Genomic DNA, 12655 nt, shown 5'->3' on the forward strand with positions numbered 1-12655 from the left:
AACTTGTTTCATCCCCTTTTTTTCTTACAATCAGGGCCTGCCTCTGACGGTAAATGAATTGAAAAAAGCAGCACAAGCCAAAACGAGCGTTATGATGAGCAGGCTTTAAAAGAGGGATTGCTCACTGTCCATTAGGCCAGGAACGCCAGGATATATTTTTACGTCCTGCTGCGGGGATCTGATGCCAGATTCACTCGCGGAGCTTTTCCTGCCTGTCTCGTCTAGCTCATGCACTTCTTCCCAGTCCTTTAAGGACCCGGTAATTCGCGGAACGTTTCCGCCCGGGAAGAGGTGCAGGCTTTTTTTATATCCAAAAATGTTCAAATCATAATGAAGCAATGAAATTAGAGAAGAGCTAGTTAAGAAGAGTTGAGAGGAGGACGGAGATGAAAAAGCTCCTTGTTAGCATCCAAGATGTATCTTTTAGCTATGATGGACAAAATGCTCCTGCCTTAAATAATATCAGCTTTGATATTTTTGAAGGTGAATGGCTGGCCATAGTGGGACATAATGGTTCAGGCAAGTCAACCCTTGCCAAATTGTTAAACGGACTGCAATTTCCGCAGGAAGGGTCAATATCCGTATGCGGTATTACTCTATCGGAGGACACAGTCTGGGATGTACGAAAAAATGTCGGAATGGTTTTTCAAAATCCTGATAACCAGTTCGTTGGAACAACTGTTCAGGATGATGTGGCTTTTGGTCTGGAAAATCACGGCGTGCCAAGAGAATTAATGGTAGAGCGCGTCCAAAATTCACTTGAAAAAGTCAAAATGGGAACCTTTCTAAATCAAGAGCCGCACCATCTGTCCGGCGGCCAAAAGCAGCGTGTAGCCATTGCAGGTGTACTTGCCCTGCAGCCTGCCATCATCATCCTTGATGAGGCTACCTCGATGCTTGACCCTCGAGGCCGTGCAGAGGTCATTGAAACAGTTCGTGAATTAAAAAGCCGGGAAAATATCACGGTCATTTCGATTACACATGATCTTGAGGAAGCAGCCAAAGCTGACAGAATCCTCGTCATGAATAAAGGAAAGCTATATCGTGAAGGAACCCCCGAAGAGATTTTTCAGATGGATGAAGAACTTATTAAACTTGGTCTGGATATTCCTTTTCCCGTGAAAATGAGTAAAATTATGCGGGATAAAGGGATTGGCCTATCAAAATCATATTTAACAGAAGAAGAGCTGGTGACAGAATTATGGACATCTCACTCAAAAATGTAGAATATCGTTACCAGGCTAATACTCCCTTCGAACGTCTTGCCGTTTCTGATGTATCCATCGATATTCCTTCAGGAACGTATTTAGCCATCATCGGCCATACTGGTTCAGGCAAGTCTACGGTGCTGCAGCATCTGAATGCTCTCTTGAAGCCGACAAAAGGTTCTGTAGTGATTGGCAGCAGGGAGATCAAGGCGAATCGTAAAGAAAAGAATTTAAAGGGTGTCCGTGAAAAGGTGGGAATTGTCTTTCAGTTTCCAGAACACCAGTTATTCGAAGAAACAGTGGAAAAGGATATTTGCTTCGGACCGATGAACTTTGGTGTCTCAGAGAACGAAGCAAAGGAACGTGCAAGGGCAGCCATCCAATTGGTCGGTCTGTCTGAAGATATCCTTGAAAAATCCCCGTTCGACCTATCAGGGGGCCAAATGCGCCGCGTTGCGATTGCCGGAGTATTGGCGATGGAACCAGAGGTTATCGTATTGGACGAGCCGACCGCTGGACTTGATCCCAGGGGCCGAAAAGAAATAATGGACTTATTTTATTCACTTCATAAAAAGAAAAACCTTTCGACGATCCTGGTTACACACAGCATGGAAGATGCTGCGCGTTATGCCGATAAAATTGTTGTCATGCATCAGGGGAAGGTATTTACAAAAGGGACACCTGAAGAGATTTTTTCAAATCCGCAAGCACTGATAGATTTAGGATTGGATGTTCCTGAGGTAGTCGGTCTGCAGTTAAGGATTGAAAAAGCCTTTCAGACTAAATTCAGCCGGATTAGTCTTTCTGAGGACGAGCTAGCCGAGATGGTAGCGGGATTTTTGGAAGGGGGCAGCCGGAAATGATGGAGAATATGATCTTTGGCCGCTATGTGCCAGGAGAGTCCGTTTTGCATCGGATGGATCCCCGTTCGAAGCTGATCATTGTATTTCTTTTTGTCTGTGTTGTTTTCATTGCAAATAATGCATGGACATATGGCGTTTTAGCAATTTATACACTTTTAATGGTAGGTATGTCAAAAATACCAGTGCGATTCCTATACGGAGGGTTAAAACCCATTTTGCTGCTGGTAGTCTTCACATTCCTGCTGCACATTTTCATGACAAAGGGTGGAGAGCTCGTCTTAGATTTAGGCTGGCTGAAAATCTACGAAGATGGAATCAGACAAGGGATTTTTATATCTTTGCGCTTTTTCCTGCTGATTCTGATCACTTCACTTTTGACCCTGACAACGACACCGATCGAAATAACAGATGGCCTGGAAACTTTGCTTAATCCTTTGAAAAAGGTGAACTTCCCTGTTCATGAGCTTGCTTTGATGATGTCCATTTCATTGCGGTTCATTCCCACGCTTATGCAGGAAACAGACAAAATCATGAAGGCCCAGACGGCAAGGGGCGTAGAGTATAACAGCGGCCCGGTCAAAGAGAGAATCAAAGCAATCGTTCCGTTATTGATTCCGCTGTTCATCAGCTCATTCAAGCGGGCTGAGGAGCTTGCTGTTGCCATGGAGGCAAGAGGCTACAAAGGCGGGGAAGGCCGGACAAAGTATCGTCAGCTGAAATGGGGATCTGCAGATACAAGCATGATTCTATTTCTGGCGCTCGTTACGATTCTATTGATTGTTTTAAGAGGGTAGGGTATTAAAATGCCGCGATTAAAATGTACAGTATCATACGATGGCACGATGTTTTCCGGCTACCAGGTCCAGCCTGGCAAAAGGACGGTCCAGGGAGAAATTGAAAAGGCACTTGAGAAGCTTAATAAGGGTACACGTATCAGGATAAGCGCATCGGGCCGTACAGACGCAGGAGTGCATGCGCGGGGGCAGGTTGTCCATTTTGATACAATGCTCGAAATTGAGCCTGCCAGGTGGCAGATTGCGCTAAATTCCTTGCTGCCTTCTGATATTGCCATTAATAGTGTTGAATTGGCAGCGCCTGACTTCCATGCGCGCTTTAACGCGGTCGGAAAAGAATATCGATACTTTATGCTGCTATCCAAACATCGAGATCCGTTCCACAGGAACTTTGCGTACCAGTTTCCTTTTAGCCTTGATTTAGAGGCGATGAGGGAAGCTAGCAAACATTTGCTCGGGACTCATGACTTTACTAGTTTTTGCTCTGCTAAAACAGAAGTCGAGGACAGGGTACGGACAGTGAAGGAAATCGATTTTTTCGAAGAGAACGGCCAGTTTGTCTTCAGGTTTGTCGGGAACGGTTTTCTTTACAACATGGTAAGGATTCTCGTAGGTACACTTTTGGAGATCGGCACAGGCATGAGAGCAGCAGATTCGATTCCTGAGCTTCTTGAAAAAAAAGACCGCACATTGGCGGGCAAGACAGCACCTGGGCACGGACTCTATCTATGGAAGGTTTTCTATGAAGACGATTCATTAGAAAATAGGAAATAAATTTGAAAAAACCATTATGACAACTATTCCTGGTGTTGACAATCTCGCAACCACAGGTTAATATATCATATGTATGTATTTTAAACCCACGATCAGCCCCGGAAGAGCTTTATCGTGTTTGAAAATATACCACAAATGAAATTGATTTTTTTTGACTATTTAGGAGGGAAACTCATGCGTACAACGTTTATGGCAAATGCCAACAATATCGAGCGTAAATGGTACGTAGTTGACGCTGCAGGCAAGACTCTAGGTCGCCTTTCAACTGAAGTTGCAGCTATTCTACGTGGTAAACATAAACCAACTTTCACACCACATGTTGACACTGGTGATCACGTAATCATCATCAACGCTTCTCAGATCGAACTTACTGGTAAGAAACTTACTGACAAAATCTACTACCGCCACACAATGCACCCAGGTGGATTGAAGCAAAGAACAGCTCTTGAAATGCGTACGAACTACGCTGAAAAGATGCTTGAACTTGCAATCAAAGGTATGCTTCCAAAGAACTCTCTTGGACGCCAAATGTTTAGAAAGCTTCATGTATATGCTGGTAACGAGCATCCACATCAAGCACAACAACCTGAAGTTTACGAACTTCGCGGATAATTAATAAGGAGGTAATTGACTTGGCACAGGTTCAATATATCGGTACTGGTCGTCGTAAGAGCTCCGTTGCACGAGTTCGTTTAGTACCAGGCACTGGAAAAATTACAATCAACGATCGTGAAATTGAAAACTATATCCCATTCGCAGCATTACGTGAAGTAGTTAAGCAGCCACTTGTTGCTACTGAAACTGTAGGAAGCTACGATATCCTTGTAAACGTAAATGGCGGTGGATACACTGGTCAAGCTGGCGCAATCCGCCACGGTATCGCTCGTGCGTTACTTCAAGCTGACCCAGAATTCCGTCCAACACTTAAGCGTGCAGGACTATTAACTCGTGACGCTCGTATGAAAGAACGTAAGAAATACGGTCTTAAAGGCGCTCGTCGTGCACCTCAGTTCTCAAAGCGTTAATTTTTGGCGCTTCAAAGGCTCTCAACCTATTTGGTTGGGGGTCTTTTTTATTGTTAAAAATGATTTTTGACCACATTATGACCACGAAAGAATTTTTCACCCTGTTATACCTCCAAGTACCTTTGAGTTTCTTGCAATTATTGTTATGCTGCGTGCTTCAATCCTGAGAAGATTTACATTTGAAGTTAGAGCCTTATACAAAAGGTTGTGAAAAACTCTATTCAGAGAAATATCCTATTATACGATATTTATAGGCTTTATTTTCCAAAAAAATAACCTTTTATAATACAAGTTGCGATATAATTTATTAATCGGATTGAGGAAGGAGGTATGAAAGTGGACCAAGCAACAAAAACTCAAATCCAAAAAGTCTTTACTGATTTGGAGAAAATTTTAGATGGATTAAAAGATTCGAGCGGCAACGATGATTCTGTAGAAGCATTGGGTTATGCTGAATGGATGTTACAGAAAGCCCAATTACGTTACATAGACAAAAATAAAATTCATACATTCCCATTACTTTATAAACGTATATATTGGGCATTTATGGGGTTAAATGTTGGACGTGAAGAGGACAAGCACAGGCCGGTAGTTATTGTCAAAGTCGAAAAAAAATCACCTATATGCTATGTAGTACCTTTGACAAGTCAAAGATTGGGTGATGGATACTGGTATCATGTTGATCTTGACGGTTTTGATAACACTGCATTAGTCGAACATTTTAGAACTATTTCGAAAGACAGAATTGATAAACCAATGTTTAAGGGTGGAAAAATTGCCGAAGTATCTACTGAAAACATGAAGGAGATACACAAGGAAATCCGTAGGATGTTTGCTTCTCCTCCGGCTGAAAGGAAATAAAAAACGCCGAAAAACGCTAAAAAAGTGAGAAAAGAGCATAAAAGGGTGTATTTTTATTAAAAAATAGCTGATTTCTGCATTTTTTTTAGAGTTGCAAGTTTGACATTGTCTCCAACTAGGGTATAATTAGGGTACATTATTAGTTCGCACCATGGTGCGTTGTAGTTATTATGCGATCCGGAGGCAGTCCTAACAATAGCGATATTGTTTATGGCTGCCTTTCGTCTTTAAAAGAAAAATTATTCATCGTTTTCTCTATTTTGCATATACTATAAGTACATTATGCGATGCAAGGCTTTGCCTTGGAAGGTATTATGGTTAGACCTCACTTTTTAGTGAGGTCTTTTACTTTGAAATGACCACCTTTTAACGACGAAACATAAAGACCAAATTTTCGTTTTCTTATTAAAGTCAAGAAAAGCCTGTTAATACGGGTTTTAATGAAGCTCAATAGACTTATCTTATTTAAATAAAACCTGATTTCGTTGTCATTTCTATTAGAGTAGTGGTTGACTTCCGAGCCAGGATACTCGCTTGCAGCGGAAGAATTAAGCCTAACTGCCGGTTTTTTCATCAACAAATTCTTTTAGAGGCGGGCGGTGATCCAGCTCGGCACTACTGGCGCCGGTGGGGTCAATTTATTGAATCATTTGAACTAGTCTAGTCACACACCTGTCCCGCTGCTCCCGCAGGACATCGAATAGCTTCCTTAAATCTGCCCATGTAAGAAGGAAAGGCGATAGCATTTTCGGCGGAGTCTCGCAACTTTCGTTCCAGTCAACTTCCTCTTCAAAGGTTTGTTGAAAAATTCATTTCAAAAACCACAATATTTTAGAAAAGAGCCCAAATAAAAGACAGAGATAAACCACGAAACATGGATTATCCCTCCCTCTATATTTCTAGTCCTTATATCCCAGCATGGAATCCATATGGCTGGCAATCATTGCGATGATGGTAGGCGCTTCTTCTTTTGTGAAGATAAAATTGGTCTCATCCTTTATCATATCGTCATCTTCTGTCCATAAGCGGTTGATCCGGCGAAGTACTCCGTCGCCTGTTTCCTGTACCACCCCGAACTGGTATGTCACTTCGACCTCATCCTCCCTGTGGAATGCAGTCACCTCAGGAGTTTCCCATTCCACATCGATTTCCTCAAAGATATCATCATCATCTGCGATTTCTGTGATGTAGAATTCGTCCGCATCATCCAGTTCTTCTAAATCGGCATCATCATAGACATCCATATATTCTGTTTCATCCTCATGGGTGGCGTAAAAGACATCTACATCTTCGTCGGCATCATTAATGTAGTCATGAAACCCTTCATGAACCGCATCGACTATATCGTCTATATCAGAAAATATGACCCGGGCAGGCTGCTCCAGTTCATCATCAATCTTTTCGGTATAGAATTCTTCGTTGTGCGGATCAAAGAATAGGGAGTAAAAATACTCTCGTTCACCATCCTCGTAGTCAACAAAAAACTCGATTCTTGGATGCTTGGATCCCCGCTCCACAGCCATCTGGCCATCTTGCTCATATTTTTCACATATAGATTCAAGATGATCCTGCAATTCCCCAACTACACGGTCAAACCACTCCATTGACATAGCAATCCATCCCTTCATTAGTATTCTGAATTAGTTTGCCCTTTGGGGTAAAATTCCTTAGTGACAGAAGGAGGTAATAACAGGTAATGAGCACGGCAAAGGATAAACTTAGTGGCGGCATTTCCCGGAGTGAAGGAAACCAGGGTAAAGCACCAAGCAAAAAAACCGCCTGAATCCAGGCGGTTTTCTGCTACATACCGAGCATTTTTTCAGCCTCCCATGGAAAATCAATAAACGGATTTCGATTTCCTGCAGCTCTTGAATGGCGGCGTTCCTGTGCTTTTCGTATAGTGCCACAGGATTTTCTTGATGCCATTTAAGCAAAAGCTCCAAATCCGTTAGATCCTCGAGTGAGATCAATCCCTTATATCGAAGCGTAAAATAAAACACCGCTCTTGCTGAAATGCCCTTGCCATATTCGGGTTCAAAGCCTCCATTCTCCGCCATGCCGCAGCCTGTTCTAATTCCGTTAGCAGCCAGCTCAGGAGTATATGACTGATAATCATGATATGGAAAGTTGTTTCTCATGCTGTTACAGGCCGGTTCACACGCGAACAGATGGTGCAAATCTACATGCTCGCAGTTATAAATCATTCTCCCGTTCGAAAAAAATTCATCTTCCTGAAAAGCTTTTAACTGCCTTAAATCCTCCTCAATGGTTTTTAGCGGATTAAGATTCAGTCCGGAGTATAAACTTTTTAGCTGAAGATTCTCCTGCAGGTCCACCCATGGATACACATATTGATGGGGTGAATACCTTAAAGGATTAGTATGGGAATTCACTAAAAGAATATTCATCTCATCCGCCAGATTAAGCTGTTCAAAGTGGATATTGCTGTAATACTCCTCTCGCGTTTTTTGATCCAGCGCACAATCATAGTACACTTTGTTATTGATGCTTTCTATATGAGTGTCCTTCGCCGATATCCATTCCTCTAAAATGGTTTTGAGCTTAATCATAGTGCATTAGCGACCATGGTTTTGAAGTTCTGGTCGAAAATGCCGGCTAAATGATCTGGAACAGTCAAGTAAACCTGGCCGTTTCCTTCGAGTTTTGGTGAATTCCCGAGTGGAACAGTCCGTCTGATTAATTGGGCATATAACTCCGGTTCGGTAAGAGGCCGTTCAAATTGCTGATTTGCATATGTTTTAATCAGTGCAAGCGCACCAGAAACATGCGGAGCTGACATGGAGGTCCCGCTCAATTTTGCATATTTTCCGTTCAGATAAGTTGAAAGTATACCTTCTCCAGGTGCGACAACATCTATTTGATTATGTGAGTTTGTAAAATCGGAAGAACCTCGTTCAAGGTTAATCGCGCCAACGCTGACCACCTCGTTATAGCAGCCTGGGTAGGCAAACTCATTGGTAGCGTCGTCCCCATCCCCTTCATTACCTGCAGCGCAAACGACCAGAATATTCTTTTCAACAGCGGCTTGAATGGCTTCATGTAGTTCAGGAACATCTGCCGGACCGCCCAGTGACATCGAGATAATATCGGCTTGTTGTTCAATAGCATAATGAATCCCTTTAATGATCCATTCATATTTGCCGGAGCCCGCTTTGTTCAAGACTTTTACGATCAATAATCCAGCCTCAGGTGCCACACCAATGACGCCAGCATGGTTTTCAGTTGCAGCAATCGTACCCGATACATGTGTGCCGTGCCCGTTATAATCATAAAAAATATCAGGGTTGCTTCGATCATCATCGGTAAAATTGCGTCCGCCAATGATACGGTCTTTCAAGTCAGGGTGGGTAATGTCGCAGCCAGTGTCCAGTACTGCAACCTTAATGCCTTTCCCTTTAGTCTTATTCCAAATTTGCGGTGCCTGAATTAACTCGACACCCTTTGGAACTTCATTGATTTCTTCATTTTCCTCAATTAATTTGTAAGGAATAACGCGAACATATTGCTCCATTTCTTTCCCTCCTCAGAGATAAAATTGAAGCGAGTTCTGGTTGTAACTTATATTCTAACAATTCAGAATATTAATGAACAGTATCATTAGTAGGGTTATTTAATCGTTCCTCTTTTACAAATAGATCCGAATCTGGGCTTTTTATCCTAATTGCTATATTTGATTTAAACTTTTTTTATACAGTAAACGACTGAGAAAACTGGAAAAGGAAACGTCCCTGATTATTGCATTACACCTGAGGGACGGTTGAACACTATTTCCTAAGGGGTGAGAATATATTGAACGTCGTAACGACTTTTGTAGATAAGAGAAGAGAAAAACAAATTAAATATGAACGCTCCATGCTTCGTGAATTATCAATTAACATCCTGCAGAACAGGGTGAAACAATATTTTGGTTCATCAAGGCTGACTTCCAATCTTGTGATGAATTCAGGAATAGAAGAAGCCTGCTACGACGTCGCGATTGAAGCGTACCTGCTTGGTGCGAAATTCAGCCGGTTTGGTTATTTTGGCGAATCGGTTGAATCCGTTAAGTACCGCTGTGATAAAGAGGAGCGGCACCTGATTGATACCTTGTATAACTTTTTCCTATTCTGGGGGAAGGGTGAAGAAGGTACAGGATCGGAGGAGCTATATTATTTATGCGAGCAGTATGTCGACGGCTGGTGGCGGGAGGGTTTTATGAAAGGTGAAAAGAAATATAAACTGAGGCTGCATTAGAGAAATGACTAAAGTTCTAAACCATTGCCCTGTCCCATATAGTGTATTAACAGGGACTAGCTGGGAAGGATGGTTTAGAAATGCTGAAAAAATTCAAAATGATCTTATTTGCAGCCGGCCTGGCCGTGCTGTTCCTTATATTGCAGTACGATTTTGCTGAAAATGATTCCTGGGAATCATGGAATCTTCCCTTATCCGGAAAAATCATCTACCTTGATCCTGGCCATGGCGGCGTTGATCCAGGAGCGGGGGAAGAGGAAGCATTTGAAAAAGATATTGCTTTAAATGTGGCTCTCAAATTGCGGGATTACCTTCAACAGCAGGGAGCACTCGTCATTATGACTCGGGAAACAGATGTCGATCTTGCTGATAAAGGCCTAAAGGGATACAGCAAAAGAAAGGTCCAGGATTTAAAAAGGCGTTTGGATTTGATTAATGAATCAGAGGCAGATTTTTTTGCCACCATCCATTTGAATGCAATCCCTTCGCCGAGATGGAAGGGAGCCCAAACATTTTACTCTACCCATTTTAAAGAAAACAAAAGGGCGGCGAAATTGATCCAGGATGAATTGCGCCGGAACCTGGAAAATACAGACCGTAAAGCCAAGCCAGCAAATGAAATCTATCTGTTAAAACATACAAATAAACCAGGGGTGTTAGTAGAAATTGGTTTCCTGTCCAATCCTGAAGAAGAAGCGAACCTCAGACAAGAGGCTTACCAGGAAAAGGTAGCGGCCTCCATTTATGAAGGAATGCTTCGCTATTTTACTGATGAACAAAAATTCTGGAAAAATTAAAGAAGGGTCATGGATCCTTCTTTTTTATGTAGGGTGATTATATTACATTTAATCAGGCAAGAATAATCTTTCAGAAATGTGTGATAGGTTTAACACTTAGTAATTATTCTAATGTGTTATACTGTCATTGAAATGAAAATTTACAGAGGAGGGTGTCATTATGTTATCTGAAGCTAAGGTACGTGAACTTTTAAAAGACCTTAAGGAACCATTTTTACATAAAACACTCGAAGAAATAAATGCGATCGAAGAAATTAAGATCAAAGAAGAGAAGAACCATGTAAGCGTGAAAATTGGGATTGCTAAAACGGGTACAGCAGAACAGCTGCAGCTCCAGACGCAAATCGTTAACCTTTTAAAAGAAGCAGGGGTTGAAACAGTTGGATTAAGATTCACTGAACTTCCTGCCGAGATCCTTTCGAAATTCCAGACGGCGGCACCTGAAGAGGAAGGCTTGCTTTCGCCAAATAGCAAAACGACGTTCATTGCTATCGCCAGCGGTAAAGGCGGAGTCGGCAAGTCGACTGTATCGGTGAACCTAGCAGTTTCACTTGCACGCCTTGGCAAAAAAGTTGGACTGGTCGACGCTGATATTTACGGCTTCAGTGTTCCTGACATGATGGGCATCACGAAGCGTCCGGTTGTAAGAGGAGAAAGGATTATCCCAGTTGAAAGACATGGAGTAAAAGTAATCTCTATGGGATTCTTTGTTGAAGACAATGCACCGATTATCTGGCGCGGGCCAATGCTCGGAAAAATGCTGAACAGCTTCTTCAATGAGGTTGAATGGGGAGAGCTTGATTACCTGCTGCTTGACTTGCCGCCAGGTACAGGAGATGTAGCTTTAGATGTCCATACTATGCTGCCGACATGTAAAGAAATAATTGTTACGACACCGCATCCGACAGCAGCATTCGTTGCGGCAAGAGCAGGGGCTATGGCATTAAGAACTGAACATGAAATCCTTGGCGTTATTGAAAATATGTCTTACTTTGAAAGCAAGCTGACTGAGGAAAAAGAGTATGTCTTCGGTCAAGGCGGCGGGGAAAAATTAGCTGATGAGCTGAATACTAAGCTTTTAGGCAAGCTTCCATTAGGCCAGCCAACCTGGAACGAGGAAGATTTCGCTCCATCAATCTACCAGGAAGATGATCAGATTGGCGCGCTTTATACGAACATCGCACAAGAAGTCATTCATATGCTCGACAAGTAATGACTGTTGTTTCCTAAAAATGGAGTAAACAGGAAAAAGCCTCTCCCGTACAACATAAAGGGAGAGGCTTTTTAATTTTTGTTGTTATAGTGAAGTTCACTGATGAATTACTGTCCTCCAGAAGATCCACCGCCTGAATCACCAGATCCTCCTCCGCCAGCGCCGCCACCATCTCCGCCGCCTTCAGGTTTCTGAGTTGGGAGTTCCTCAGCTGCTTTTACAATCAGGGCCTGCAGTTTAGCCTTGAAAAGGGGGCTCTCAAAGGTTTCAGACATGACTTTTTGTAAGTGTTCACGATACTCTTTGCTTTTTAAAAGAGTAGTCAATTCTTTTTCCAGTTCCGGATCCTTCATGACCTCAATCATCATGCCTTTATATTCAGGATCCTTCATCAGGTTTTTCAACAGTTTTTCATTTTCTTTCTTCATGCTTTTTGCGACACTTTCGGCGAATTTTGGATCCTCAAGGGACTTCTTCCAAAATTCCATCCCTTTTTCAGATGTTAATGTTTTTTCGATTGTATCGGTTACGACCGGCTGGTCCATTATTAATTTTTGTTTCATGCCATCGTCGCCCATCACTTCCTGGATCGCTTTTTTGCCATCATCAGTTTTAAGGATGTCGACGACCATCTTCTTTGTTTCTTCGTAATCAACTTGTCCCCCGCCTGACTCTGTTGGAGCACAGCCGGCAGCCAAAAGTAAAAAGGCGGCGGGGATTAAAAACTTCATTATCTTCTCCATGTTCATTCCCCTTTCACATAGAAAGCCCTAATCTTATAATGAGTTATAAGGCAAAATGTTATACACCAAGCGAGCACCTAGATTTTTCATACATGCATTGGTACAATCAAGGAGTGCAGTAAT

The 12655-nt window shown here is 42.4% G+C and carries 14 protein-coding genes; 10 read left to right on the forward strand and 4 right to left on the reverse strand.

Annotation, left to right across the window (positions count from 1 at the left end; genetic code table 11):
* Positions 1 to 386: 386 nt before the first annotated feature.
* The 7 genes from AABM38_RS00865 (at position 387) to AABM38_RS00895 (ending at position 5525) form a co-directional block, all read left to right on the forward strand.
* Positions 387 to 1226 (forward strand): energy-coupling factor ABC transporter ATP-binding protein, encoded by an 840-nt coding sequence (locus AABM38_RS00865; protein ID WP_423408728.1) that lies wholly within the window; start codon positions 387 to 389, stop codon positions 1224 to 1226.
* Positions 1202 to 2071, forward strand: coding sequence for an energy-coupling factor ABC transporter ATP-binding protein (locus AABM38_RS00870; RefSeq protein WP_423408729.1), 870 nt, complete (start codon positions 1202 to 1204; stop codon positions 2069 to 2071). Before AABM38_RS00865 ends, AABM38_RS00870 begins: the two co-directional genes overlap by 25 nt.
* Positions 2068 to 2865, forward strand: coding sequence for an energy-coupling factor transporter transmembrane component T family protein (locus AABM38_RS00875; RefSeq protein WP_423408730.1), 798 nt, complete (start codon positions 2068 to 2070; stop codon positions 2863 to 2865). The genes AABM38_RS00870 and AABM38_RS00875 overlap by 4 nt, the downstream gene beginning before the upstream one ends.
* Before the next feature lie 9 nt (positions 2866 to 2874).
* Positions 2875 to 3639: a tRNA pseudouridine(38-40) synthase TruA gene (gene truA, locus AABM38_RS00880; protein ID WP_423408731.1), complete on the forward strand. Its 765-nt coding sequence runs from the start codon at positions 2875 to 2877 to the stop codon at positions 3637 to 3639.
* A gap of 174 nt (positions 3640 to 3813) precedes the next feature.
* The gene (rplM, locus tag AABM38_RS00885; protein ID WP_251487446.1) at positions 3814 to 4251 is read left to right on the forward strand and encodes a 50S ribosomal protein L13; all 438 of its coding nucleotides are present in this window, start codon (positions 3814 to 3816) and stop codon (positions 4249 to 4251) included.
* Between the two features lie 20 nt (positions 4252 to 4271).
* Positions 4272 to 4664, forward strand: coding sequence for a 30S ribosomal protein S9 (gene rpsI / locus AABM38_RS00890; RefSeq protein ID WP_125482115.1), 393 nt, complete (start codon positions 4272 to 4274; stop codon positions 4662 to 4664).
* A 336-nt stretch (positions 4665 to 5000) separates the two neighbouring features.
* Positions 5001 to 5525: a type II toxin-antitoxin system PemK/MazF family toxin gene (locus AABM38_RS00895; protein ID WP_423408732.1), complete on the forward strand. Its 525-nt coding sequence runs from the start codon at positions 5001 to 5003 to the stop codon at positions 5523 to 5525.
* A gap of 899 nt (positions 5526 to 6424) precedes the next feature.
* On the opposite strand, the gene AABM38_RS00900 is transcribed toward AABM38_RS00895, so the two are convergent.
* The 3 genes from AABM38_RS00900 to AABM38_RS00910 all read right to left on the reverse strand — a co-directional run bounded on the left by AABM38_RS00900 (position 6425) and on the right by AABM38_RS00910 (position 9057).
* Positions 6425 to 7135, reverse strand: coding sequence for a hypothetical protein (locus tag AABM38_RS00900; protein ID WP_423408733.1), 711 nt, complete (start codon positions 7133 to 7135; stop codon positions 6425 to 6427).
* Between the two features lie 108 nt (positions 7136 to 7243).
* Positions 7244 to 8095: an endonuclease gene (locus AABM38_RS00905; RefSeq protein ID WP_423408734.1), complete on the reverse strand. Its 852-nt coding sequence runs from the start codon at positions 8093 to 8095 to the stop codon at positions 7244 to 7246.
* Positions 8092 to 9057: a S8 family peptidase gene (locus tag AABM38_RS00910; RefSeq protein WP_423408735.1), complete on the reverse strand. Its 966-nt coding sequence runs from the start codon at positions 9055 to 9057 to the stop codon at positions 8092 to 8094. Before AABM38_RS00910 ends, AABM38_RS00905 begins: the two co-directional genes overlap by 4 nt.
* 278 nt (positions 9058 to 9335) lie before the next feature.
* On the opposite strand from AABM38_RS00910, the gene AABM38_RS00915 reads away from it, so the two are divergent.
* The 3 genes from AABM38_RS00915 to AABM38_RS00925 all read left to right on the forward strand — a co-directional run bounded on the left by AABM38_RS00915 (position 9336) and on the right by AABM38_RS00925 (position 11789).
* Positions 9336 to 9779, forward strand: coding sequence for a YbaK family protein (locus AABM38_RS00915; protein ID WP_335376663.1), 444 nt, complete (start codon positions 9336 to 9338; stop codon positions 9777 to 9779).
* Positions 9780 to 9859: 80 nt separating this feature from the next.
* The gene (cwlD, locus tag AABM38_RS00920) at positions 9860 to 10576 is read left to right on the forward strand and encodes an N-acetylmuramoyl-L-alanine amidase CwlD (protein WP_423408736.1); all 717 of its coding nucleotides are present in this window, start codon (positions 9860 to 9862) and stop codon (positions 10574 to 10576) included.
* Between the two features lie 160 nt (positions 10577 to 10736).
* Positions 10737 to 11789, forward strand: a complete 1053-nt coding sequence (locus AABM38_RS00925) for a P-loop NTPase (RefSeq protein ID WP_423408737.1) — start codon at positions 10737 to 10739, stop codon at positions 11787 to 11789.
* 107 nt (positions 11790 to 11896) lie between these two features.
* Here AABM38_RS00925 and gerD read toward each other — a convergent pair whose 3' ends face one another.
* Positions 11897 to 12532 carry a spore germination lipoprotein GerD gene (gerD, locus tag AABM38_RS00930; protein ID WP_423408738.1) on the reverse strand — a complete coding sequence of 212 codons (636 nt, stop codon included), beginning with the start codon at positions 12530 to 12532 and terminating at the stop codon, positions 11897 to 11899.
* Positions 12533 to 12655 lie beyond the last annotated feature (123 nt).

This window comes from Heyndrickxia sp. MSNUG, assembly GCF_049532715.1.
Taxonomy (GTDB): domain Bacteria; phylum Bacillota; class Bacilli; order Bacillales; family Cytobacillaceae; genus Mesobacillus.

Excerpts from the sequence above, each read along its gene's own strand:
- AABM38_RS00865 (WP_423408728.1), top strand. The coding sequence starts at position 387 with ATGAAAAAGCTCCTTGTTAGCATCCAAGATGTATCTTTTAGCTATGAT.
- AABM38_RS00870 (WP_423408729.1), top strand. The coding sequence starts at position 1,202 with ATGGACATCTCACTCAAAAATGTAGAATATCGTTACCAGGCTAATACT.
- AABM38_RS00875 (WP_423408730.1), top strand. The coding sequence starts at position 2,068 with ATGATGGAGAATATGATCTTTGGCCGCTATGTGCCAGGAGAGTCCGTT.
- truA (WP_423408731.1), top strand. The coding sequence starts at position 2,875 with ATGCCGCGATTAAAATGTACAGTATCATACGATGGCACGATGTTTTCC.
- rplM (WP_251487446.1), top strand. The coding sequence starts at position 3,814 with ATGCGTACAACGTTTATGGCAAATGCCAACAATATCGAGCGTAAATGG.
- AABM38_RS00900 (WP_423408733.1), bottom strand. The coding sequence starts at position 7,135 with ATGTCAATGGAGTGGTTTGACCGTGTAGTTGGGGAATTGCAGGATCAT.
- AABM38_RS00905 (WP_423408734.1), bottom strand. The coding sequence starts at position 8,095 with ATGATTAAGCTCAAAACCATTTTAGAGGAATGGATATCGGCGAAGGAC.
- AABM38_RS00910 (WP_423408735.1), bottom strand. The coding sequence starts at position 9,057 with ATGGAGCAATATGTTCGCGTTATTCCTTACAAATTAATTGAGGAAAAT.
- cwlD (WP_423408736.1), top strand. The coding sequence starts at position 9,860 with ATGCTGAAAAAATTCAAAATGATCTTATTTGCAGCCGGCCTGGCCGTG.
- AABM38_RS00925 (WP_423408737.1), top strand. The coding sequence starts at position 10,737 with ATGTTATCTGAAGCTAAGGTACGTGAACTTTTAAAAGACCTTAAGGAA.
- gerD (WP_423408738.1), bottom strand. The coding sequence starts at position 12,532 with ATGGAGAAGATAATGAAGTTTTTAATCCCCGCCGCCTTTTTACTTTTG.